The sequence below is a fragment of the Streptomyces sp. enrichment culture genome, assembly GCF_964273255.1.
Taxonomy (GTDB): domain Bacteria; phylum Actinomycetota; class Actinomycetes; order Streptomycetales; family Streptomycetaceae; genus Streptomyces.
Window position 1 is genome coordinate 2,537,490 of sequence record NZ_OZ186835.1, and the last position, 23,155, is coordinate 2,560,644.

Sequence of the window (23,155 nt, forward strand, 5' to 3'; positions counted from 1 at the left end):
TTGCCGTGCCGTGTCCGGTGCGCTATCCGCCGCGGGGGTCCGATGGGTCCGGCCGTTCCTCGGCGGGGCCGGTGTCGGGCGTGGGCGGGGGCGGTGGGGGCACGGCTCCCCCCGCGGACGCCTCCGCGGCGGTCGCGGTGACGGCCGTGGCGCCGCGGGGCCGCGGGGCCAGCCGGTTCGACGCCTCCTGGGAGTAGGCGCGCAGATAGGTGGCGACCGTGTTGGTGACCGCGACCAGCGGAACGGCGACCACCGCGCCGCCGATGCCGGCCACCATGCCGCCGGTGGCCACGGCCAGCACCACGGCGAGCGGGTGGACCCGGACCGCGCGGCCGAGGATGAACGGCTGCAGGATGTGGCCCTCGATCTGCTGCACCGCCAGCACCACGACCAGCGTCATCACGGCCGTGAACACGCCCTGGGTGACGAGCGCGACGACCACCGCCAGGGCCCCCGAGACGACCGCGCCGACCAGCGGGATGAAGGCGAACAGGAAGATGAAGACGGCCAGCGGCACCGCCATCGGCACGTCGAGGAAGTAGATGCCGAGGCCGATGAAGATGGCGTCGATGAGGGCCACTATCACCGTGCCGCGCACGTAGGCGGTGAGCGTCCGCCAGGCGGCCGGCCCGGCACCGGCGACACCCGGGCGCGCGACGGCCGGGACCAGCTTCAGCGACCACTCCCAGATGCGGCGGCCGTCGTAGAGCAGGAACAGCGTGGAGAACGCCGCCAGCAGGACGCCGGTGAGCGCCTCGACGACGACCGTCACGCCCTCCAGGCCCACCGAGGTGATCTGCTCGCTGTTGGCGCCGACCGCCTCGCGGAGGTTCTTGGCGATCTCGTTGATCTGCTTGTCGGTGACGTGGAAGGGGCTGTTCAGCAGCCACTTGCGCAGCTCGTCGATGCCGTCCTGGATCTGGCTGGTCAGGGTGTCGATGTTCTCCATGACCTGCCAGGTCACGAACCAGCCGATGAGGCCCATGACGACGAAGCCGAACAGCGCCGTCAGGGAGGTGGCCGGTCCGCGCGGCACCCCGAGGCGGCGCAGCCGCGCCACCGTGGGCTGGAGCAGGGCGGTGATGAGCAGGGCGGCCACGAACGCCAGTACCACCAGCTGGACGGCGCTGATGACCCGCATGAGGACCCAGACGGTGCCGGCGAGGACCAGCAGCCGCCAGCCGGCCTCGGCGGCCACCCGCACGCCCCACGGCACGGCCTGCGCCGGGTCGGGACGGGCCGGCACCGCGGGCGCGTAGTCGGGCGGCGGGGGCACGTGGCCCTCGGCGGGCGCGGCGGCCGGTGCGGACGTGCCGCCGTCCCGCTCCTCCCGCTCCACCTCGGCGCGGCGTTCGTCCAGTCGTCTGCCGACCGCGGTCAGTCCGGCTCCGACCCGATTGAGCCATCCTGGCACTCGCGACATGATCCGTCCTCTTCCCCCGTTTCTCCCCACCACTCCGCCTGGAGTCGTCGGTCAGACGGTACAGGGCGAAAGCCCCGCACCGTAGGACGGTGCGGGGCTGTGCCGGGGTCGAGCCGGGGGGAGGCCCGCCGGGCCTCCGACAGGTCTAGTACCAGTGGTTGGCCTGCCAGAACGACCAGGCGCCGCAGGGGCTGCCGTAGCGCTCGTTCATGTAGTTCAGGCCCCACTTGATCTGGGTGGCCGGGTTGGTCTGCCAGTCGGCGCCGGCGGACGCCATCTTGGAGCCCGGGAGTGCCTGCACGAGACCGTAGGCGCCCGAGGACGGGTTGACGGCCTTGTAGTTCCAGGTGGACTCGCGGGTCACGATGTTGCTGAAGCACTGGAACTGGTCGCCGGGAATCATCTGGCGGGCCATGGCCTGGACTTCGGCGACGGTGTAGCTCGCCTTGGCGGCGAAGCTGGACGCGTCACGGGTCGCGGAACGGCTCGCGGCGGCCTTGGTCTCGGCCTCGCGCTCCTTGGCCTCCTTCGCGGCCTTGGCAGCCTTCTCGGCCTGCTCCTTCTTGGCCACGGCGGTCTTGGCGGCGGCCTTGCGGGCGGCCTCCTCGGCGTCCTTCTTGGCGCTCGTGTCCGCGGCGATGGCCATCGTTTCGGCCTGCTGCGTCACGGAGGCGGTCTGTACCTGGGCCTGCTGGCCCGCGGGGATGTCCGCGAGCAGCGTGGTGCCGGCTGCCGTCGCCTCGACGTCGTTGTTCTGCGCGGTGCTGCCCGAGGCAACGCCGACGACGCTTCCGACAGCGGTGACCGCGGTGGCCGAAGCCACTGCGAATCCCCGGACCGAGATCCGGCTCACACGGTTTCCTTCCAGCATCGCCCGCTTCGGTGACCCTCGCGGACGCAATCGTGCCCCTGGCACTGGCCTCCCCAACTGCGGGCCACGGGAGGCGCGGGCCCGGTGGGCAACTCCCCGGGAGGGGAGCGCCGCGTGGTGCTCGGGCGGCATACGACGACGCTATGCAGTTGGAAGCCGGTGCTTCGTTCGGTGTCCCGTACCGCTGGGGGTACGGATGTGTCGTATGCGGGGCCTGACAGGAACGAGACTCTGCCGTAATCCGGCCGCGACAGGCAATTCCCTGCCACGTGTGAAAGCTCACACCTCGTTTGCCCCAGGCGTTTTCCGGAAAGACCCGCGCACGCCGACGCCGCCCGGCTAGGCTCTGTGCCTTTCCGGACGGCGTCAACTCCCGCGTAACCGCTCCTTATCGGGGAGTGCCGGTCAGACCTGCCCGTCTTCGAGCATTTCGGTCACCAGTGCGGCGATCCGGGACCTTTCGGACCGGGTCAGGGTGACGTGGGCGAAGAGCGGATGCCCCTTCAGTTTCTCGACCACGGCGACCACTCCGTCGTACCGGCCCACCCTCAGGTTGTCCCGCTGGGCCACGTCATGGGTCAGCACCACCCGCGAATTGGCCCCGATCCGGGACAGAACGGTCAACAGCACGTTCCGTTCCAGCGACTGGGCCTCGTCGACGATGACGAACGCGTCGTGCAGCGAGCGGCCCCGGATGTGGGTGAGCGGCAGGACCTCCAGCATGCCGCGCGCGGTGACCTCCTCGATGACCTCCCGCGAGGTGACGGCGGACAGCGTGTCGAAGACCGCCTGCGCCCAGGGGCTCATCTTCTCGGCCTCGGTGCCGGGCAGGTAGCCGAGCTCCTGCCCGCCCACCGCGTACAGCGGCCGGAAGACCATCACCTTCTGGTGCTGACGGCGCTCCAGCACCGCCTCCAGGCCCGCGCACAGCGCCAGCGCCGACTTGCCGGTGCCGGCCCGGCCGCCCATCGACACGATGCCGACGTCCGGGTCGAGCAGCAGGTCCAGCGCGATGCGCTGCTCCGCGCTGCGGCCCTTGATGCCGAACACCTCCCGGTCTCCGCGCACCAGACGGACGTTGCCGTCGGCGGTGACCCGGCCGAGCGCCTTGCCGCGCTCGGACTGGATGGTCAGGCCGGTGTGCACGGGCAGATGGGACGCCTCGGGCACGTAGACGTGCCCCTCCTCGAAGAGGATGTCCACCTGCTCGCCGGGCAGGGTCAGTTCGGACATTCCGGTCCAGCCGGAGGCGTCCGTGATGGCGAGTTCGGCGCGGTACTCCTCGGCGAGGAGTCCTACGGAGGACGCCTTGATCCTCAGCGGCAGGTCCTTCGACACGACCGTGACGTCGAACCCCTCGGCCTGCAGGTTGCGGGCGACCGCGAGGATGCGGGAGTCGTTGTCCCCCAGCCGGTAGCCGCTGGGCAGCACGCTGGGGTCCGAGTGGTTGAGCTCGACCCGTACGGTGCCGCCCAGGTCCCCGACGGGGATCGGGGTGTCGAGGCGACCGTGCCGCACCCGGAACTCGTCGAGCAGGCGCAGGGCCTGCCGGGCGAAGTAGCCCAGTTCGGGATGGTGCCGCTTGGCCTCCAGTTCCGTCACCACGACGACGGGGAGCACCACCTCGTGCTCGTCGAAGCGGCTCAGGGCGCCTGGGTCGGCCAGCAGGACGCTGGTGTCGAGGACATAGGTGCGCCGGTCGGGCTTGTGGCGCTTTGTGCTGGTCACCACGGAAGGACGTACCCCCTCGGATGAGGTCGGGGAGCGACGGAGCGGAGCCGGGCCGGGCGGCCGGTGCCGATCGTGGCCGGCCGGGCACACACCGCGGCCGGTCGACGACGCCCCTGCGCAGCGGGGCGCGAACCGGCCCTTGGCTGCTCTGTCCGTGCCGTGACCGCACGGTGGGGCTGATGCAAAGGGCCTCCCGGGCGGACGACCCCGGGCCGTCCGCTGAGATCCGACACCCGTGGTTCGGGTGTCGACCTGTCTGGCTTATGCCCTCGAACGCAGGCCGCCATGCCACGGCGCACGACGGCGTGCGCATGAACTCTCCGTGACACCGTGTGACCCGGATGCGGGAACGGGCGGCGGACCGGGCGCCCCGCGAACGGCCGTGGCGGTCCCTCAGCCGCCGTAACGCCGGTGGCGGGCGGCGTAGTCGCGCAGCGCGCGCAGGAAGTCGACCTTGCGGAAGGCCGGCCAGAAGACCTCGCAGAAGTAGTACTCCGAGTGAGCGGTCTGCCAGAGCATGAAGCCGGACAGGCGCTGCTCGCCGCTGGTGCGGATGACCAGATCCGGGTCGGGCTGGGCGCGGGTGTAGAGGTGACGGCCGATCATGTCCACGTCGACGGCGTCGGCCAGCTCCGCCATGGAGGTGCCCTTCTCGTGCTCCTCCAGGAGCATGGACCGTACGGCGTCGGCGATCTCCTGGCGGCCGCCGTAGCCGATGGCGACGTTGACCACTATGCCGTCGACGTGCGCGGTGGCCTGCTGCGCCTCTTTGAGGGTGGTCTGCATCCCGGCGGGCAGCAGGTCGGGGGTGCCGACGTGGTGCACGCGCCAGCGTCCGTCGGCGGCGAGGCTGCGGACCACGTCCTCGATGATGCCGAGCAGGGGGACGAGTTCCTCCTCGGGCCGGTCGAAGTTGTCCGTCGACAGCAGCCAGAGGGTGACGACCTCGACGTCCGTCTCGGTGCACCAGCCGAGGAACTCCTCGATCTTGTCGGCACCCGCGCGGTGGCCGTGGACGGTGCTGGACCCCGCGGCCTTGGCCCACCGGCGGTTGCCATCCATGATGACGCCGATGTGCTTGGGCACCTGAGCGGTGTCCAGGTGGCCTTCCACCCGGCGCGCGTACAGCCTGACCAGCAGGCCGCGCAGCTTGTCGCGCAGGTTCACGTGATCGTCAGCCCCTCCGTACGGATCGGACAGGCGCGGCGCCCCGCCGCGGGTCCGCGGCATGGCGACCCGGTCGTGGTCGCGGGCGGCCCCTGTCCGTATGGCGGTCCCCCAGGGGGCGAAGCCTACCCCCGTGCGGGCGGGCTGCCGTAAAGCCCGCGGTGGGACGGCCGTTGCCGGGCGCCGCCACGGGCTCAGCGCGCCCGGTGCCGCCGGAACCAGTCCCCCGCCGAGCCCTGGCCGAGCAGGACCACGACGGCGACGGCGCCCGCGAGGGGCAGGATGCCGAACGGCGTGCCCCGCACCGCCCCGCCGAGCGCCAGCACGATCTGCACGGAGCCGAGCACCAGCGCGGCGGCCCGGACCCCGCGCCCCGCGGTCGGGAACAGGAAGGCCAGGACGAGCAGCGCCCAGGCCGTCAGGTAGGGCGCGAAGGCCTTCCCGGCGGCCTCGGCACCGGAGAAGGCGCCCACCAGGGAGCTGTGCACCACCCCGAGTCCGGCGAGCACGAAGATCACCACCTGGGCGGCCCGCACGGCGGCGGGCATGCCGCCGGGCGGCTGCGGGCCGTGCGCGTAGGGAGGGGTGTGCGGCCGGCGAGCGGCCTCGCCGGTGCGACCGGGCTGCCGGGAGGACAGGGCCGGGTACTCGTTCGACATGCGGGGGACTCTAGCCACGGACCCCGGCCCCGGACACAGCCCGGGTGCCGCGGACCCGTACAGGCGAACCCCTACAGGGGCGGGGGACGGGATGTCGGCGTGTGCAGGGGACGGATCGTGGCGTGGGGTCGCCGTGCTGAGGGGAGAGGGACGGGGCCCCGGGGCGAGGTGCCGGGACGGGGTGCCGGGACGGGATGGGGGCCGTGGGTCACGGGCCCATGCGCCATGGGGGGTGCGGTCCGGGTGCGTCGGTCCGTCGCGAGCGGTCGCGGGCGTGGGCGCGAGGTCGGCTCCGGGTGACGGGCACAAAAAAACGGGCCGGTCCGTGGGGGGGGGAGACGGACCGGCCCGAGGGGGGGTTTCCACCATAACCCTTCGTAAGTGATGCTGCGTCCATCGGCGTGCCACAACTACTCTCCGAATTCGTCCGGCGACGCCACGGTGGTCGCGGAACGAGCGATTCAGGCCGCTCGCATGGCCGATTTCCTGTGGAAACCGTGCCTTCACCTGGGAAATTGCTGGAGATGTGAGGTCGCTGTGAGGGATGTGGCGTCTTCGGTGTCCCCCGCCATCAATCTTCCGGCCGTCCCCCGGACGAGTGACCCGACCCGACACGCCGTCTTGACCCGGCGGGACGGACGAGGCGGGAGAGGGTGAAGCCGGGAGAAAGCCCGCGCGGGGGCGGCCGGCGGAGCGGGCCGGTGCGGTGGGAACGGGTGCGGGCGCCTTGCGCCGGGGCGGCGGACGGGGCGGAGGCGGAGGAGAGCCCGCCGCCGGGAACCGGGGCCGTGGCAAGAGTGCGGAGGCGGGAGAGGCGGACGGAGCGGGGTTCGGTACGGCCGGGCACCGCGCAGCCCCCTCCGCTGCGCGGTACCACCCCGCGCAGCTTTGCTCACGCGAATTGCCTGGGACGACGGTACGGGACGGCGGGACGGGAGCGCGAGTCCGGGTCCATAACGATGCGGCCACCCGACGGCTACCGGCCGGGAGCCCTCCGGCGGGTCTCCACGAGGTGCCGGCCGCCGTGGGTGACGAACGCCCTCTCGGCCTCGATCCGCTCGTGCAGGGCCCGGGGCCGCCCTCGGGGAGCCCCGGCACCGGTGGCCCCGGGTGGGGTGGTCGCCGGGATGTTGGCGAGCGCGAAGTCGAGCACCTCACGGCCGCCGGTCCGACGTCCAGCACGGCCTCGGCCCGTCCGAGCCGTCCGGCGGGCGCCCGCGCGTAGCCCCAGGAGGGCCGCGCCCCGGTGGCCCTCCCCTCGTACGCTTGGTCGCGGGTCCCGGGTCGGGGACTCCTGGGCGCTCCTGGGCGCTCCTGTGGATGATCAGTCCCGTTCAGGGCCCGTCCGTCGCGCCGGAGGGCCCGTCCGCCAGCTCGCGGGCCACGTCCCGGGCCGCGAACCGCACGAACCCCTCCGGGTCCGGTTCGTCCGCCGTCGGCTGGAGGATCACCGCGTCCGCACCGGCCTCGGCCAGTCGCCGCACCTCCCGCGCCACCGCACCGGCGTCCCCGGCGACGCCGAGGTCCGCGTCGGGGGCGGCGCCCTCGGCGGCCAGTTCGGCGCGCAGCCGCTCGGCGGCTCCGGGGCCGGTGGCGGTGAGCAGGTACACCACGACGCGGTGCGGCTCCGCCGGGCGTCCGGCCTCCGCACGCCCCTCGTCGACGAGGCGGCGGGCCCGGCGTACGCCGTCGGCGGAGGTGTTCGCGGTGAGGATGGTGCCGTCGGCGGCCTCCCCGGTGAGCCGGAGGGTGCGCGGCCCGGTGCCGCCGGCGAGGACCGTGACGTCGTCGGCCGCCGGCGGCCAGTCCAGGGCCACGCCGTCGAGCCGGACGTACCGCCCCTCGGTCGTGACCCGCTCGCCGCGCAACAGCGCGCGCAGGGCGACGAGGTGTTCCCGCAGCAGGGTGAGGGGGGAGGCGACCCGCGCCCCGACCTGCCCCATCCAGTCCTGCACCCCGTGTCCGACACCGAGGGTCACCCGACCGGGGAACATGCGGTGCAGGGTGGCGGCCTCCATCGCGGTGAGCGCCACGTTCCGCAGCGGCACCGGCAGCAGCCCGACGCCGACCCGCACCCGCTCCGTCCACGCGAGGGTGGCCGCGGCACTGGTGAGGCCGCCCTCCAGGAAGCAGTCCTCCCACAGCCACAGCTCGTCGAGCCCGGCCTCGTCGGCGGCGCGGGCGACGGAGCGGAGGCGTTCGGGAGCCAGCTGGGGGCGGAGCACCGCGCCGAGTGTCGTCATGGGCCGTTCCTACCCGGACCGGGACGAACGGGCAAACGCATTTTCGGCGGCCCGCCCACCGGCACCCGCGCCGTTCGGCAGAGTGGCCCTGCGGACGGACGGACCGGAGTCCGCGGGGAACGCTGCGGCGGGTGAGCGGGGAGAAGGGCGGCAGGGGTGGGACGTTGGCGGGACGGACGGGGCGAGCTGGAGATCCGGGGGCGGACGGGCGACGAACGAGAGCCGGTACGCGTGCCGTTGGAGCTGGCCTGCTCCTACCGGGCGCGCACCCGGGGGCTGTTGGGGCGGGACTCGGTCGACGGCGCGATGCTGCTGTCCCCGGCGGGGAGCGTGCACACCTTCCGGATGCGCATGCCCATCGACGTGGCCTACCTCGACCGGCGCCTGAGGGTCGTCGCCGTGCGCACCATGCCGCCGGGGCGGCTGGGGCGGCCCCGGCTGCGGGCCCGGCACGTGCTGGAGGCGGAGGCGGGGGCCATGGCGCGGTGGGGGCTGGAGGCGGGGACGCGGGTGACCGTCGTGGTGCCTCCCGGCCCCCGGGGAGGGTGACGGGGCGCCGCCCGGGCCCGGGGAGGTCAGTCGTCCCCTCCGGGTTCCGTCAGCGGGCGGGCGCTGACCACGCCGACCAGGGTCATCGGGGCCTCCCCGTCGGACTGGTTGAGGGAGACCGCGACCCAGCGGGGGCCGGCCGGCGGTGCTGCGGGCACCGGTCCCCAGACGCTGAGGTCGCCGTGGCAGTCCAGGCGGGCCAGGGTCCGCAGGGGTTCGGGGAGCGGGGCGTCCGGCCGGAGCAGGGGGAGGCGCATGCTGACGGTGCGGTGCGGTCCCCAGCGGTCGTCCAGGCGGGTCACCAGGGCCCGCAGCCGGGCTTCGGCGGCCTCCTCGGCGGCGTTCCACTCCGGCCCGTACACGCCCGTGAGCCAGTCGCCCTCCCAGAGCGGGACGACGAGGAAGCCGTCGCCCCGGGTCGCCGCCCACTCCCCCGTGACCGGATCGTCCTCCGCCACCGCCGGGCCGGACGCCGGGAGAGGGCCGGCCAGGCGTGCTTCCAGGTCGGCGCGGGCCCGGTCGGGGTCGAAGGGCTCGCCGCGGCGGGACGTCACAGGACGGGCCTGTCCAGCGGGCGGGGCAGCGGTTCGAGGGCGCCGGCGTCCTTGAGGTCCCGGTAGGCGCGGACGACCTCGGCGGTGTCCCCGGGCTCCGCGATCTCCAGGAGCAGTCCGCCTCCGGCAAGCCGCCTGCCCCGGTCCGCCCACGTGCCCGGGACGCGGGCGGCACGGCCCGGGGAGAGGTAGGTCACCGTCCCCGCGGACGGCGTGCCGATCGTGAAGCCCGCCTCCTTCTTCAGGGCCGCGGTCAGGGCCCTGTCGCCGGCGTCCCCGTGGTCCGGCTCCCACGCCTCCGCGACGGCGGTGAGGAGTCCGGCGTCGGGCAGCGGCACGCCGTCCGGTGCGACCAGGGTGGCCACCAGCGACTGGAGCAGGAACTGAGGTGTGCCGCCCGCCAGACCGGCCAGTTCGATCTTCCAGCCCTCGGCGGTGTCCGCCAGCAGGCGGAGCGAGGTGCCGTCCGCCGCCGCCCACCCGTCGGCCTCCTGCGCGGCGCGCAGGGCCCGCAGCAGGGCCTCCCGCAGCGCGCCGGCCGGGTCGCCCGCGGCGGGATCCGGCAGGCCGATGATCTCGGACGGGCGGCCGTCACCGGCCGCGGGGACGGTCCGCCAGGTCGTCAACGGGGCGCCGGGGGACGGGTGCTGTGGTGCGGGCGAAGCGGGTGCCGATGCTCCGGACGGCCGCCCCTCGGGGGCCGGGGCGCCGGCGGCGGGGAGGAGCCGGCTGAATCGGATCAGGGTCGTGCTCCACCGTTCGGCGAGTTCCTCCGCGGACTCCCGCCGTGGGCCCCAGAAGCCCCGCACCACGCGTCGCATACTCTGCCGTCCTCTTCTCCCGCGGACCGGACTTCCTTGGCGGACCGGACGCCCCCGCCCGGACGTTCCCACCTTAGGCCGCTCACGGCACCCGGCCCCGTCAGCCGAAGGCTCCCGGTCTCCGCTCGCCGGCCACGGGCCCGGGCCGTGTGTGGACGACCTCGATGTCCAGTCCCGCGTCCTCGAAGGCGTCCCGGGCGGCGTCGGCCACCTCCTCGTTGGAGAAGTGCCACTCGACACCCTTGCCGCGGGCGGCCTCGGTCTGCCGGCGTGCCTCGGCCAGCAGGCGCTCCCTGCCGGACGGGGTGAGTTCGGTGCGGTCCGCGGTGAGGAAGCTGTCGTAGCCGTTCTTGGCCTCCAGGAAGGTCTGGCGCGAGGAGTCCCAGCCGTCGAACTCCACGTCCGGCACGTCCGGATCGGTGTGCGGGATGACGTACTCGTAGCCGCGCTCGGTGCCGGTGACCTGCTCCTGGTAGCGCAGCCAGGACTCGTTGCGCCAGGTGGGTGCCGGATTGCGGTCCCGGCTCGCCCAGAAGCCGTCGCCGCCATCGGCGTCGCCGTAGGTGCGGGGGCTCAGGTCGGCCGCCCAGTCCGGCGGGTTGTAGTTGCGCGGGTCGGCGGTGTCGCCGTGCCGGGGCTCGGGCCACTGCTTCTTGTTCGCCAGCGCCTCCTGGGCCCGGCCGGGTTCCTCCGCGCGCTTGCGTTCGAGGTAGGCCTCCCGTGCGTGCTCGCGGGCCCGGCGGGCCTCCTCCTTCGCCTCCTCGTCGCAGCCGCCCTGGGCCAGCACGACGTGCGGGGTACCGGCGGCGGACCCCCCGGCCAGCACGGTGGTACCGGTGCCGGGCCCGCCGAGCAGGCCGGACGCGGCGCCGGGGGCGGCGCCCGCGCCGGTGCGGGCGGTGCGGGCGGTGCGGGCGCCGTCGCCGTCCCCGTCGCCGTACGGGAGGCGGTGCGGGGGTGCGGCGATCGTGCAGCCCGTCCTGCGGGCGGCGTCCTCGGCCTCGTCCGCGGCCTCGTCGGCACGCCGGGCCGCATCCTCCAGCGCGTCCAGGTCGCCCGCCTCGGCCGCGCGCCGCGCGTCCCGGGCGGCGTCGGCCGCGTCGTCGGTGAGCCGGCCGAGCGTGCCGAGCCCCCCGACCTTCTCGGCGACCTTGGCTCCGCCGTAACCGGGGATGAACACGGATCCGACGTTCCACAGGACGGTGGTGACGGCCCGGGTGTGGTTGCCGCTGTTCCACTGGTCGGCCACGTCGTCGCCGATGAAGGAGTCGTAGAGGACGGTGCCGCCGGTGTTCAGCGAGGCTCCGCCCCAGCCGAGAAGCGCTCCGAGGTAGTCGCCGTCGTTCCACTTCTCCCGGGCGCCCGCCGAGTCGCTCCACCAGTCGCTGCCGAGGGAACTGCCGTAGTCCATCAGGCCGTTCCACGTCTCCACCGGGTTGGTGACGACGTCCCAGATGCCGGTCAGGTCGCCCCAGATGCCGTCGACGAAGAGGCCCCCGCCGATCTGGCCGAGCTGGTCGCCGGCGCATCCGAAGAACGCCCCGAAGCCGGAGAAGCAGCCCTCGTCGTCCCCGTCCCCGCCGCCGTCGTCACCGCTCCCGCCACTGTCTGCTGTCGGGTCCTCGTACGGGGGTTCGTCGATCTCGTCCCGTGCGGCCACGGGGTCGGTCGGGTCGACGGGCGTGGTGGCCGGGTCGGCGGCACCGTCCGCGGCACCGCCGTCGGGGGGACCATCGGGGGGACCGTCGGGCTCGCCGCCGGGGTTGCCGCCGGGGTTGCCGCCTGTGTCGCCTCCGGTGCTGGTGCCGGTGTCGCCTCCGGTGCCGGTGTCGCCGGTTCCGGTGCCGCCGGTGCTCCCGCCGGCGGTGCCGTTGTCGCTGCCGCCGCCGTTGCCGGAGCCGTCTCCCCCGGTGCCGGCTCCCCCGGTGCCGTCTCCCTCGGAGCCGCCGGTGGTGGCGCCGTCGCCGGCGGTGACGTCGCCCGCGCCGCCGGTGGCGGGGGCAGGGCAGGCCGTGCCGGTGACCCGGCATATCTCCGCCTGGATGCCGGACAGGATCTGCCCGCCGAGGCCGCTGACGAGCAGCGCGGCGATGATCGCGGCGACGACCGCGACCAGTCCCGCGTACTCCACGGCCGTCTGGCCCTCGTCCCGCCTCCCCCAGCGGATCATCCGACGCAGGGAGAACGGGGTCCGGTTCGCTCGCTCGGGGTCGGCCAGGCGGTACCAGTCCCGGCTCTCCCGCCGGGTGAGGAAGTACAGGACCAGGAGCGGCAGCAGGAGTTGGCCGAAGCCCTTGAGCGACCCGTCGGCGATGTTCGCGACGGCTCCGAGGACCAGCCAGACCTGCACCGCCGCCAGGCCCGCCCGGACACGAGGCCCGCCCTCCCAGGTCCGCCGGGCCAGCCACCAGCCGAGGACCCCGGGAGCGGCGCCGTAGGCGGTGAGGGCGAGGAGGCCCGCGTCGAGGCGGTCGTAGGCGCTCGCGGTGAGCAGTACGCCCAGGCCGCCCAGCACGGTGAGGGCGAAGAGCGTGTGGACGAGGAGCAGAGCCGTGCCGAGCGGCCTGGGCAGCCCCCGGCGCCCTCCGTCAGCCCCCGACGGCCCTGTGGTCCCGGTCCCGGACGCTCCCCCGAAGCCGCCCGCCCCCGTCACTCCCCCCGCCGACGCCATGCCCACTCCCCCTCACCTCCCGCGCGGGGAGGTCGCGTTCATGTCACGGCGAGCGTAGGGAGGGGGCGGCGGGGCGGCATGGGCCCGAGGGCCCAAAGGGACACCCAAAGCGGCGGTGAGGGGCGGAACAAGTCGGGCGCGACCGTCGCCGTCGCGTCGGCGGAGCACACGACCCGACGAGCCGGGGCCACGCGGCCCACGGCTCCGGCCGGGCGGTGTGGACCCGCCCCCGCACCGGCCGGTGCCGAACGCGTCAGGACGCCGCGTTCTCCTCCCGCGGGAAGGAGACCTCGACCCGGCGGTTCTTCTTGCGACCCGCCTCGGTGGAGTTGTCGGCGATGGGGTACTGCTCGCCGTAGCCCCGCACCTCGTACGTGACGTTCGCGTCGTTCAGCTCCTGGTCGAGCACGCTCTGCACGGCATTGGCCCGTTTGCGCGACAGGATGTCGCCGTGCGCGGAGGAACCGAGGTTGTCCGTGAAGCCGAAGACGCGGATCTTCGTCGCGTTCTGCGTCTTGATCTCCTGGGCGATGGTGGAGATGCGGGACTTCGCCTGAGCGCTGAGCTTGGCGCTGTCCTTGGGGAACAGCACCTCGGCCTGGAGCGCGAACTTCACGTCGGAGTTGGTGTCCTCGCGACGCTCGTCACCGCTCTGGTCCTCGACGACCTGCTTGATGTCGAGGACCTTGGGTTCGGCCAGCGTGGCGCCGTCGGGGAGCTTCAGATCGGGGTCGTTGGGGTCCAGCTCCACGGGCGCCGAGGCAGTGGCTTCGGTGCCGGGAGGGACGCTGGGGCCGTCGTCGGCCAGGGCGGGAGCGGCCACGTACAGGTGGCCGGCGGCTAGCATGACGGCGAGAGCCACACCCGTCCGCCGCTGCGTGCGGTGGTTACGTGTCATGGCCGGTCACCCGGAGATCTGGATAGCGCCGCTGGCGAACGTCGGCAACTGGAAGGTGACCTCGGTCGTGTCGGTCGGCGGCGCGGGGAACTGCATGAAGACCGAGAGGCTCGCACCTGCCTTGATCGTGGAGAATCCCGTGGTGGTCAGCGCGCGGCCATCCGTGTCTCGCAACACGTAGTAGCGCTTCTTACCCTTTGCGTCGACGAGCGTCGCTCCCCCGAGAGACCTGCCGTTCCTCACGATCTCGGTCTCGTTGCCACTCAGTGCAGCGGGCACGACCACGCTTTTCGCACCGTCGTTCTTCAGCGTGCCGTTCACGGTCAGAAATCCGCCGGCGTCCCGCTCGGCAGAGGTGATCTGAAGGAGCAAACCGTCCGACCCTCGCAACTCCGCGAGAGGCTCACCCTCCGCTGTCTCGTGCGTGCTGGGGCCGGACCCCCGGTCTTGGGAGGCGGACGCGGACTTCTCGGGCTTGCTGTCTTCGTCACCGCCTCCCCCGCAACCGGCCACCCCGAGGGCCAGTCCGGCCGCAATGGTCAGCGCGACCATCCCCCTGCGGGCCTTCGTCGTAGACCGAATGCTCATGCCTCTGCTTCCCTATTCCCTCGTCGATCGCTTGTCAGTCGGCCAAGTGGACATCGAACAGGTCCTCAGGCTGCGGCAGTAGGCTTGCCGGGCCTTCCGGGTCGAGCTTCCACGGTGTGCCCTTGCAGGTGAGCAGTGGCAGGTCCTCTGCGCCCTCCGGCAACGCGAACGTGCAACGGGGCTCGATCACCGCCGTGGCCCTCTCACTCGACTTGAAATCCTCAGTCCCGGGCACGATGGACTCACCTACGGTGTGGTTCGTCTGTACCTCGACCGTGAAGCCCAGGAGCCCATCCGGAGCGCACTCCTGAACGGTCGCGTTGTTCGCCGCGGCAAGTTCGTGGGCTCGCACACACGACGGTCCGAGTGAACCGACGTCACCGTCGAAGATGTCCAACCACGTCGTGGGGTCATTCAGGTTTGCCAACCACACGTCAGCAAGCTTGTCCCGCCTGTCCTGAGCGGCGGCGAGTGCTGCTGCGTCAGCGGCAGTCTGTGCGTCACTCCGATTCGCCGCCGCCTGTCCGACCGCCAGGTATGCGAACGCGAGAAAGAGCAGACCCCCCACCACAGTGATGTAGATGGGGAAGGCCTGCCCTGCGTCGCCGTGCTTGGAACGCCTCATCACCCGCCGGTGACGTTGGCGATCTGCTCCGTGATCGCGTCGTAGATCGACTGGCCGATGTCCGTCCCCGTGATCGCCAGCACGATCGCCACGACCACCGCGATGATGCCCAGGTACTCCACCGCGGTCTGGCCCTTGTCGTTGCGGGCCGCGCGGGACTGGAGGTACGTGACCGTGGTGTTGATCCAGTTGCTCATGCTGTTCCCCTCCGGCTGACGCGATGGCGGCCTCCTCGGCGGGGCCGCGTTCGACATGAGCAACGTACGGCTGATTTCCGGATGCGCCAGAGGGCCCCTGGGCCCAAACCCGGGCCCAAAAGCGTCGCCGGATCGTCGTCGTTTCTGTCCCCACCGCAGGTCACCCCATCCCTCGGCCGGAACCGGGAGCCGTACCGAGCCACTTGGCGGCTGCCTCGGACCGGCTGGTGCTGTGGAGCTTCGCGAAGATGCGGTTGATGTGGTTCTTCACCGTCTTCTCGCTGATGAAGCAGGCGGCGGCGATCTGCTGGTTGGTCATGCCGGATGCGATGAGGTCCATGATCTCCGCCTCCCTCGCGCTCAGTTGGTACTTCGACCTGTCGGGGGCGGCCGGGAGGCCGCTTGTCCACCCAGACGACGACTGTGCCATATCCGGTTGCAGATGCGAAAGGTTTTCCGCAGAAGTAGCCGAGGGCTGAGGCGCGTGCCGATGCAAGGGGCGTTCGCCCCCGCCCCGTTCCCGCTCCGGCGCCGCTCCCTCCGCCCCGTACCGTTCGTGTGCAGTCGCACTCACCGCGCCCAGGTCGTCCGGCAGCGCACCCGCGTTCCCCGTCCCGCTCTGCCGCAGCTGGGCCAGCAGGGCGCCCGCTGCCGTCGGGGTGAAGTGGGGGCGGCCGGAGCGGATGTCGCGGACGGCCGTGACCAGTTGGTCGGCGGTGAACTCGCCGTGGACCAGGTAGCCGCCCGCTCCCCTGCGCAGCGCCTCCTGGACGACCTCCGACTCCCTGCTGTACGTCAGCATCACGACCGGGGCGATGTCCACCAGGTACGGCAGGGCGGAGATGCCGTCCACGCCGGGCATGCGGACGTCCAGGAGGACGACGTCGGGACGGTGCTCCCGGGCGGCCTCGCAGGCTTCCCTGCCGTCGGCGGCCTCCGCCACGACGGTGATGTCGTCGCGGCCGGACAGCAGGGCGGTGAGGCCGGCCCGGACCACCGGGTTGTCGTCGGCCACCACGACCCGGAGGGCGGCGGGCGGGGGGACGTTCTGGAAGGGGCTGGGCGGCGGCTGCACGGTGCGGCCTCCTCTGCGGGGGTGGCGGGGGGTGCGGGGCGGCGGGTGTGTCACGGTCACGGTGGTGTCGCTCCCCGGGGCGTGGTCGTCAGGGCGGCCAGGGGCAGGTCCAGGCGGACTTCCGTGCCGTGGGTGCGGGTGCCCCGGCCGATGCGGATGCGGGCGCCGACCGAGGCGGCCCGTTCGACCATGCCGATGAGGCCGAAGTGGCCGGATCGGCGCAGGTGTTGCAGGTCGGTGCCGGGCGGGAGGCCGCGCCCGTCGTCGTGGACGCTGATGCGGAGCAGGTCGCCGTGGACGCCCGCCAGGACCTCGACGCGGGTGGCGCCGGCGTGACGGTGGGCGTTCTCCAGGGCCTCGGCGGCGATGGTGAGAAGCTGGCGGGCGACGGCCGGGGGGACGGGCGGGGCGGTGCCGTCACCGGCCGCCCGGTAGGTGGCCGTCAGTCCGGTGCGGGTCTGGAAGTCGTGCGTGCGGGCCGCGAGTTCGGCCAGCACGTCGGTGCCCTGCTCCGGGTCGGCCTCGCGGCGCAGGTCGGCGAGGAGTTCGCGGGACTCGGCGGCGGCCCGGCGGGCGGAGCGGGCCACCAGGGCCGCCTGCTGCCGGACGCGGGCGGCGTCCAGGTCCGGGGCGCCCGCCGAGCGGGTGAGGCCGTCGGCGGCGAGGGCGACGCCGTGCAGGGTCTTGGCGACGGAGTCGTGCATCTCCCGTGCGAGGCGCGCCCGTTCCGCGCCGACCGCCTCGGTGACGGCGAGGCGGGCCTGCATGTCGGTCAGGGCGCGGGTCGCCGCGCCGAACCGGAGCAGCAGCTGGCGGAGCGAGGAGCCGGCGGCGCCCGCGATGACGCACAGGCCGGGCAGGAGCAGGGTCTCCGCGGGCCCTGCCGGCGTGTCCTGGAGGGTGGCGTGGACCAGCAGGAGGACGACGCCCTGGAGGGAGGCGAAGACACCGGCGGTGCGCCAGCCGTAGATGAGGCCGGCCAGGAGCGGGGTGCAGACGCTGACGTAGGCGAGGGTGGACTCGGGTCCGGCGGAGACCAGCAGGAGGGCGCCGAGGAGGGTGTCCAGGGCGAGCAGGGTGGGGTGGCGCAGGAGGAGGGGGCCGAAGCGTTCCCAGTCGCGGAAGAGGGCGTAGGACGCCATGAAGGTGACGACGACGGCGAGGGCGACGAGGCGGGTGCCCCAGCCGGGGCCGGCGTTGAGGAGGGCGGCGGGCGCGGCGAGGGCGATCATGGCCAGGCGGAAGCCGAACACCTGCCGGCACAGGGCCTGGAGGGCGTTGATCTGCAGGTCGACGGTGGGGGCGGGATGGGTGGGGGCAGGATGGGCGGCCCCGGGCCCGGGGGACGGCGCCTGCGGCGGCCGGGCCAGGGCAGCCGGGAGCGAGCCGCCGGCCGCCCCGGCGGTTCCCCCCGGCCCACCGCCACCGGCCGCCCCGGCGGCTGCTCCCGGTGCACTCGGGCGGTGAGCCGCCCCGGTGGCGCCTCCGGGCCCACCCGCGCCATCGGCCGCCCGCACCCCAGCCCCGAGCACCCGTGGCGTCGCCGAGGTGACCGGGACGTCGGGGGCGCCGGTGCGGGCGTGGTCGGGGAGGACCGTGCCCGTCGGCGGGGTGGTGATCTCGGCGGAGCGCGGGCGGCGGCGCAGGCGGGCCGCGCGTTCCCTGGTCGTCGTCATGGCACCGGCACCCTTCCTACTCGCCCGTGAGGGAGCCGAAGTCGGTGCCGGAGCCGAGGAGCAGGCCGGCGCCGAGGAGGATCATGGTGGCCGGGACCATGAACGTGGTGATCATCATGGTGGCCTTGGGGACCGCGCGGGCGGCCTTGCGGCGGGCGTTCTGCGCGTCGGTGCGGCGCATGTCCTTGGCGAGGGACACCAGGGTGTCGACGATGGGGGCGCCGAGTTCCTCGCCCTGCTGGAGGGCGGTGACGAACAGGGCGACCTGCTCGGAGTCGTTGCGGCGGCGCAGCTCCGCGAAGGCCTGGCGGCGGCTCATGCCGAGGTCCATCTGGCGCAGGGTGATGCGCAGTTCGTCGGCCCAGGGTCCCTCGTAGCGGGAGGAGACGCGGTCGAGGGCCTGGCGGAAGCCGAGTCCGGCGCTCACCACGACCGCGAGCACGTCCAGGAAGTCCGGCAGGGTGCGTTCGATGACGTCCTTGCGGATGCGGATCGCGGACCAGATGCCGACCTCGGTCCAGAACGCGCCGAAGGCGAGCAGCAGCAGGGCGACGAAGGGCTGGCCGCGCAGCAGGAAGACCAGGAAGCCGGTGAGGCCGAGGGCACCGTAGACGGCGCGGCGGGCGGCGTAGCGGTCGATGGTGAGGCCGCCGGGGTTGCCCGCGAGGTCGATCTTCCGGCGGTACTTGGCGACCTGCTTGGGTCCCATGAGGCGCAGCACGGCGGGGGCGTAGCGCATGCCCATGCGGTCGACGACGGAGTCGACGGCGCCGGTGCGGGTGGAGCCGACCTCCAGGGCGAGGACGAGGTCGCCGGGCAGTTTGGCCTCGGCGCGGTACATGCGGATGCCGGCGAAGACGCCCCAGACGCCGAGGCCCATGAGGAGGGCGAGCAGCAGTGCCATGTCGGTCAGCCTCCTTCGGCGGTCAGACGTCGATGCGGGACAGGCGGCGGATGAGGAGGAAGCCGACGGCGTACAGCCCGAAGGCGACGATCACCGCCGTCTGGCCCACGGGGGAGCCGGTCATGCGTTCCAGGGCGCCGTCCTTCACGCCGTTCATCAGGAACAACGAGCCGATGCCGAGGGCGGGAACGGCGTAGGAGGTCATGCTCACCTGGGACAGCTGGGTGCGGACCTCGCGCCGGGTCTCCTTGCGTTCCTCCAGGGTCTCGGTGAGGTTGCGCAGGGCGCTCACCACCTGGCCGCCCGCGCGGTTGGACAGCACGAGGGTGGTGACGAGGACGACGAGTTCACGGGAGGGGAGCCGGTCGGCGAGTTCGCCGAGGGCGTCGTCCAGGGAGGCGCCCATGGCGAGCTGGTTGGCGACCTTGACCAGTTCCTCGCCGGCGGGGGCCTCCAGTTCCTCGGCGGCCATGCCGATGGCGGTGCGCAGGGCGAGGCCGGCCTGGGTGGCGTTGGCGAGGATGCGGGCGAGTTCGGGAAGCTGGTTGATGAACCGCTCGATGCGCTTCTGGCGTTGCCAGGAGAGGAACTGCAGGGCCGCCCAGACGCCGACGAGTCCGGCGAGCGGGCCGAAGAAGGGCGCGAGGGTGGCCTGGCCGACGAGCCAGAGTCCGGCGACGGTGGCGAGCATGGCGGCGACGAACTCGCCGGGGGTGATGTCCAGGCCGGTGGCGAGCAGGCGCAGTTCCAGCTTGCGGCCGGCCCGGGTGCGGCGCAGGCGGCGGTCGAGGGTGGGGAAGTGGTGCCGGCGGCCGGGCAGGGGGATCTGTCCGGTGGCCGAGAGGCGGTCGACCAGGGCCTGCCGCTGGGCCCGGCCGGTCGCGTAGGAGTGCACGCCGACGACCGCGAGGACGCAGGTCAGCAGGGTGACGCCGGTGGTCAGCGTGATCAGGTTCTGCAGGTCCATGGGGGCGGTTCCTACCTGGCTTCTCGGGTGGCAAGCTGGTCGGGCGACTGGGCGACGCCGAAGGCCTGCGGCAGCGGCTGGCCGGCCATGTAGAGGCGTTCGGCGGTGCGGCGCGGGAGCGGGTAGTGGCCGTAGGTGCCGTGGATCCGGCCGTCGTTCGTCATGGGCTGCGCGTTGAAGCGGGCGACGGTGGCCAGCCGGTACGGTTCGCCGCCGTGGCTCTCCAGGAGGGCGATCTCGGTGATGCGGCGGGCGCCGTCGGCGAAGCGGGTGAGCTGGACGAGGACGTCGACGGCGCTGTTGATCTGGTCGTGCAGGGCCACGAAGGGGATCTCCACGTCGGACATGGAGGCGAGGGTCTGCAGACGGGTGAGGGCGTCCTCGGCGCTGTTGGCGTGGACGGTGGCGAGGGAGCCGTCGTGGCCGGTGGACATCGCCTGGAGCATGTCGAGGGACTCGCCGCCGCGGACCTCGCCGACGACGATGCGGTCGGGGCGCATGCGCAGCGAGTTGCGCACCAGGTCGCGGATGGTGACCCGGCCCTTGCCCTCGACGTTGGGCGGGCGGGACTCCAGGCGGATGACGTGGGGCTGCTGGAGCTGGAGTTCGGCGGAGTCCTCGATGGTGATGATGCGTTCGCCCTCGGGGATGAGGCCGGACAGGGCGTTGAGGAGGGTCGTCTTGCCGGTGCCGGTGGCGCCGGACACGATGATGTTGAACCGCGCCTGCACCAGCCCGGCCAGCAGGTACAGCATGTGCTCGTCGAGCGAGCCGAGGCCGATGAGTTCGTGCAGGGTGAAGGAGCGCGGGAAGCGGCGGATGGTCAGGACGGCGCCGGTCAGCGACAGCGGCGGGATGATGACGTTGACGCGTTCGCCGGACGGCAGGCGGGCGTCGACCATGGGGTTGGACTCGTCCACCCGGCGGTTGACGGTGGAGACGATACGTTCGATCGTCTGCATCAGCTGGTCGTGGGAGGCGAAGCGCAGGGGCAGTTGTTCGACCCGGCCGCCGCGCTCGACGAAGACGGCGTCGGGGCCGTTGACCATGATCTCGGTGATGGAGGCGTCCTCCAGGAGGGGTTCGAGGATGCCGAGGCCGAGCGCTTCGTCGACGACCCTGCGGATGAGCTGGGAGCGCTCCACCGTGGACAGGACGGGTCCCTCGCGGCTGATGATGTGCCCGAGCACCCGCTCCAGCCGCGCCCGGCGTTCGGCGGCGGCCAGCGCACTCATCTCCGCGAGGTCGATCTCCTCCAGGAGCTTGGCCCGGTAGGAGGCGACCAGGTGGCCGTCCTCGCCCCGGTTTCCGGTCTCCTCCGGGGAGTTGATGCGTGCCCGCAGACTCATGGGGCCGGTGCTCCGTCCTGTGCGTGGGGGCGGTGGTCGCCGTGTCCTGGGTCGGTGGTGCGTGTCCTGGGCCGGTGGTCCGTGTCGGTCGCGATCCTCGGTGTGGTCCTGCGGATCAGCGGTCCCTCGGCATCGTGGCGGTGCGCCGGGCCGGGCCGAAGTCCCAGCCGGGGACGACCGACGGGATCTCGACCGTGGCGGTGACGGTGACCTCGCCGCCCCCACCGCCCTCCCCGCAGTCCGTGCCGTCCGCCAGCCAGGAGCTGACCGCGGCCGTGCAGGCCCCCTGGGCGTCCCGGTCGAGGGAGGCGCTGCGCGCCCCGGCGCGGGCGGCGGTGCCGGCCTGCTGGGCGGTGTAGGCGATGAGGCCGAGCTGGACGGCGGCCAGGGCGACGATGAGCAGGACGGGCAGGAAGCCGAGGTACTCCAGGGCCGCCTGGCCCCGGTCGCGGTGCGGCGCGCGGCGCCGCGGCGTGTCAGTCACCGGTGTCCTCCTCGACGGCTCCGGCGTGCCCCGTCACGTCGAAGGGGAAGGCGGCCGTGCCGGGGAAGAGGATGGGCACGTTCAGCCGTACGTCGGCGGTGACGAATCCGCCGCCCCCGCCGCAGGTCACGGTCGCCGAGCCGCGCCAGGCGCCGGGCAGTTTGTCCAGCCCGGCCTCCCGGCAGGGCCCGCCGCGCTCACCGGGGGCGGCCGCGGTCGCGGCCCGTACCGCCTCGTCCGCGGCGTTGCCCGCGAGCGAGAACGTGTAGCCGACCAGGACGAGCTGCCACAGCACCACCAGCGTCACCAGGATCGTGGGCAGCATGCCGAGGAACTCGACGGTGACCTGTCCCCGGTCCGACCTCCGGCGGCCGGTGCGGGGCCGTGCCCGCGGTAAGAGCAGCATCCTCATGCCTCCTGTCTCCCGGTCACGTCTTTCTGCCCGGTGTGCCCTGCTCCTTGCGGCGCCGGAGGCCGACCGCGCCCCGGTCGCCGCGCAGCCGGCCCGCCCGGTGGGCGCCCTCGGTGGGCCTGACCAGGCCGAGTTCGCCGGCCAGCCCCCACAGGGCCTGCTTGACGGCGCTCTTGGCCTCCAGCTCGTGGACGCGTCCGGCGTCCACGACGGCCTGCAGTTCCTTGAAGTGCGCGGGCACCGCGGTGGCGGCGACCGCGGTGCCGGTGATCCGCTGGATGAGCGCCGGCTGGATCTCCGTGCTGCGGGTGTGCCGGTTGACGACGACCGTGGTCTCCTCCGCCTTGCGGATCTGCAGCCGGTCCCACATGCGGACGGCCCGCTTGGCGCCGCGGACCGCGATCACGTCGGGGGTGGTGACGAGCAGCGCCGTGTCGGCCATCTCGACGGCGGCGGCGCCCGCGCCGCCGAGCTGGGCGCCGCAGTCGATGACGACGATCTCGTAGCGGGAGCGCAGGGCGCTGACGATCTGGCGGGCGGCCCGGTCGGTGACGTCCTCGCCGCGTTCGCCCTCGGCGGGGGCGAGCAGCAGGGCGACGCCGGTGTCGTGCCGGAAGACGGCGTCGGCGAGGACGCGGGGCGAGAGGTCGGTGATGCCGGCGAGGTCGACGACGGAGCGGCGGAACTGGACGTCCAGGTAGGAGGCGATGTCGCCGGTCTGGAGGTCCATGTCGACCAGGGCGGTGCTGCGGCCGGACGCCTGGGCGGCGAGCGCGAGCTGGACGGCGGTCAGGGTGGCGCCGACACCTCCCTTGGCCCCGCTGACGGTGACGACCCGGCCCCCGGCCCCGGTGAACACGTCGACGCCCGTGCCGAGGTGACGGCGGACGCCGGTGGACCACTGGGCGACGGCCTGCACCCGGCTGGCCAGTTCCTCGTAGCCGAGCGGGAGCGCGACCAGGCCGCGGGCGCCGTAGTCCATGGCGGCCTGGAAGAGGCCGGGGCTCGCGTCGGAGGTGACGAGGATGACGCCCACGGCGGGGAAGCGCAGGGCGACTTCGCGGATCAGCTCCAGCGCGGGGACCGGGCCGATCCGCTCGTGCACGACCACGACCTCGGGCAGTTCGTCGACGGATTCGGCGGCCAGCCGCGCGAGGGTGTCGACGAGCTGGGTGGAGTCGACGACCGGGGCGACCGGTTCGGCGTCCGGGAGCTGGCTGAGCAGTGTGGTGAGGGAACGGACCGCGTCCGCGTCGCCGACTGCCGGGAGGATCCTCGTGGGCATGCGGCT

Annotated in this window: 22 protein-coding genes; 1 reads left to right on the forward strand and 21 read right to left on the reverse strand. The window is 73.4% G+C overall.

The annotated features are described in order from the left end of the window. Positions 1-22: 22 nt before the first annotated feature. The 6 genes from ACSU53_RS10740 to ACSU53_RS10765 form a co-directional block, all read right to left on the reverse strand. Positions 23-1,423 (reverse strand): AI-2E family transporter, encoded by a 1,401-nt coding sequence (locus ACSU53_RS10740; protein WP_437026792.1) that lies wholly within the window; start codon positions 1,421-1,423, stop codon positions 23-25. Between the two features lie 145 nt (positions 1,424-1,568). After that, a complete protein-coding gene (locus ACSU53_RS10745; RefSeq protein ID WP_437026794.1) occupies positions 1,569-2,276 on the reverse strand; it encodes a transglycosylase SLT domain-containing protein in 708 nt (235 codons plus the stop codon). A 423-nt stretch (positions 2,277-2,699) separates the two neighbouring features. Next, on the reverse strand, positions 2,700-4,025 hold the full coding sequence (locus ACSU53_RS10750; protein ID WP_437026796.1) for a PhoH family protein: 1,326 nt from the start codon (positions 4,023-4,025) through the stop codon (positions 2,700-2,702). A 393-nt stretch (positions 4,026-4,418) separates the two neighbouring features. Next, positions 4,419-5,192 (reverse strand): isoprenyl transferase, encoded by a 774-nt coding sequence (locus tag ACSU53_RS10755; RefSeq protein ID WP_437026798.1) that lies wholly within the window; start codon positions 5,190-5,192, stop codon positions 4,419-4,421. Between the two features lie 194 nt (positions 5,193-5,386). After that, complete coding sequence (locus ACSU53_RS10760; protein WP_437026800.1) at positions 5,387-5,851, reverse strand: hypothetical protein; 465 nt, start codon at positions 5,849-5,851, stop codon at positions 5,387-5,389. A gap of 1,334 nt (positions 5,852-7,185) precedes the next feature. Next, the gene (locus tag ACSU53_RS10765) at positions 7,186-8,094 is read right to left on the reverse strand and encodes an LLM class flavin-dependent oxidoreductase (RefSeq protein ID WP_437026802.1); all 909 of its coding nucleotides are present in this window, start codon (positions 8,092-8,094) and stop codon (positions 7,186-7,188) included. 156 nt (positions 8,095-8,250) lie between these two features. Between ACSU53_RS10765 and ACSU53_RS10770 the strand changes: the two genes are divergently transcribed. Beyond that, positions 8,251-8,643, forward strand: coding sequence for a DUF192 domain-containing protein (locus ACSU53_RS10770; RefSeq protein WP_437026804.1), 393 nt, complete (start codon positions 8,251-8,253; stop codon positions 8,641-8,643). Positions 8,644-8,669: 26 nt separating this feature from the next. Here the strand turns inward: ACSU53_RS10770 and ACSU53_RS10775 are convergent, their stop codons facing one another. The 15 genes from ACSU53_RS10775 to ACSU53_RS10845 form a co-directional block, all read right to left on the reverse strand. Then, entirely contained in the window at positions 8,670-9,197 is a 528-nt protein-coding gene (locus ACSU53_RS10775) for a hypothetical protein (protein WP_437026805.1), read from the reverse strand. Next, positions 9,194-10,018: a hypothetical protein gene (locus tag ACSU53_RS10780; protein ID WP_437026807.1), complete on the reverse strand. Its 825-nt coding sequence runs from the start codon at positions 10,016-10,018 to the stop codon at positions 9,194-9,196. The genes ACSU53_RS10775 and ACSU53_RS10780 overlap by 4 nt, the downstream gene beginning before the upstream one ends. Positions 10,019-10,118: 100 nt before the next feature. Then, positions 10,119-12,689, reverse strand: a complete 2,571-nt coding sequence (locus ACSU53_RS10785) for a Tox-REase-5 domain-containing protein (protein WP_437026808.1) — start codon at positions 12,687-12,689, stop codon at positions 10,119-10,121. A gap of 253 nt (positions 12,690-12,942) precedes the next feature. Then, on the reverse strand, positions 12,943-13,536 hold the full coding sequence (locus ACSU53_RS10790; protein ID WP_437033109.1) for an OmpA family protein: 594 nt from the start codon (positions 13,534-13,536) through the stop codon (positions 12,943-12,945). A 57-nt stretch (positions 13,537-13,593) separates the two neighbouring features. Then, positions 13,594-14,175, reverse strand: a complete 582-nt coding sequence (locus tag ACSU53_RS10795) for a hypothetical protein (protein WP_437026810.1) — start codon at positions 14,173-14,175, stop codon at positions 13,594-13,596. Positions 14,176-14,209: 34 nt separating this feature from the next. Then, a complete protein-coding gene (locus tag ACSU53_RS10800; RefSeq protein ID WP_437026812.1) occupies positions 14,210-14,800 on the reverse strand; it encodes a pilus assembly protein TadG-related protein in 591 nt (196 codons plus the stop codon). After that, positions 14,800-14,997, reverse strand: a complete 198-nt coding sequence (locus ACSU53_RS10805; protein ID WP_362091127.1) for a Flp family type IVb pilin — start codon at positions 14,995-14,997, stop codon at positions 14,800-14,802. The genes ACSU53_RS10800 and ACSU53_RS10805 overlap by 1 nt, the downstream gene beginning before the upstream one ends. Before the next feature lie 160 nt (positions 14,998-15,157). Then, positions 15,158-16,072 (reverse strand): response regulator, encoded by a 915-nt coding sequence (locus ACSU53_RS10810; RefSeq protein ID WP_437026814.1) that lies wholly within the window; start codon positions 16,070-16,072, stop codon positions 15,158-15,160. Between the two features lie 56 nt (positions 16,073-16,128). Then, complete coding sequence (locus ACSU53_RS10815; protein WP_437026816.1) at positions 16,129-17,748, reverse strand: sensor histidine kinase; 1,620 nt, start codon at positions 17,746-17,748, stop codon at positions 16,129-16,131. Between the two features lie 16 nt (positions 17,749-17,764). After that, on the reverse strand, positions 17,765-18,652 hold the full coding sequence (locus ACSU53_RS10820; protein ID WP_437026818.1) for a DUF5936 domain-containing protein: 888 nt from the start codon (positions 18,650-18,652) through the stop codon (positions 17,765-17,767). A 22-nt stretch (positions 18,653-18,674) separates the two neighbouring features. Continuing rightward, positions 18,675-19,619 carry a type II secretion system F family protein gene (locus ACSU53_RS10825; RefSeq protein ID WP_437026820.1) on the reverse strand — a complete coding sequence of 315 codons (945 nt, stop codon included), beginning with the start codon at positions 19,617-19,619 and terminating at the stop codon, positions 18,675-18,677. A gap of 11 nt (positions 19,620-19,630) precedes the next feature. Next, positions 19,631-20,968, reverse strand: coding sequence for a CpaF family protein (locus ACSU53_RS10830; RefSeq protein ID WP_437026822.1), 1,338 nt, complete (start codon positions 20,966-20,968; stop codon positions 19,631-19,633). A 115-nt stretch (positions 20,969-21,083) separates the two neighbouring features. After that, positions 21,084-21,452, reverse strand: coding sequence for a TadE/TadG family type IV pilus assembly protein (locus ACSU53_RS10835; RefSeq protein ID WP_437026824.1), 369 nt, complete (start codon positions 21,450-21,452; stop codon positions 21,084-21,086). Then, entirely contained in the window at positions 21,445-21,864 is a 420-nt protein-coding gene (locus ACSU53_RS10840; RefSeq protein WP_437026826.1) for a pilus assembly protein, read from the reverse strand. The genes ACSU53_RS10835 and ACSU53_RS10840 overlap by 8 nt, the downstream gene beginning before the upstream one ends. 16 nt (positions 21,865-21,880) lie before the next feature. After that, entirely contained in the window at positions 21,881-23,149 is a 1,269-nt protein-coding gene (locus ACSU53_RS10845; RefSeq protein ID WP_437026828.1) for an AAA family ATPase, read from the reverse strand. Positions 23,150-23,155 lie beyond the last annotated feature (6 nt).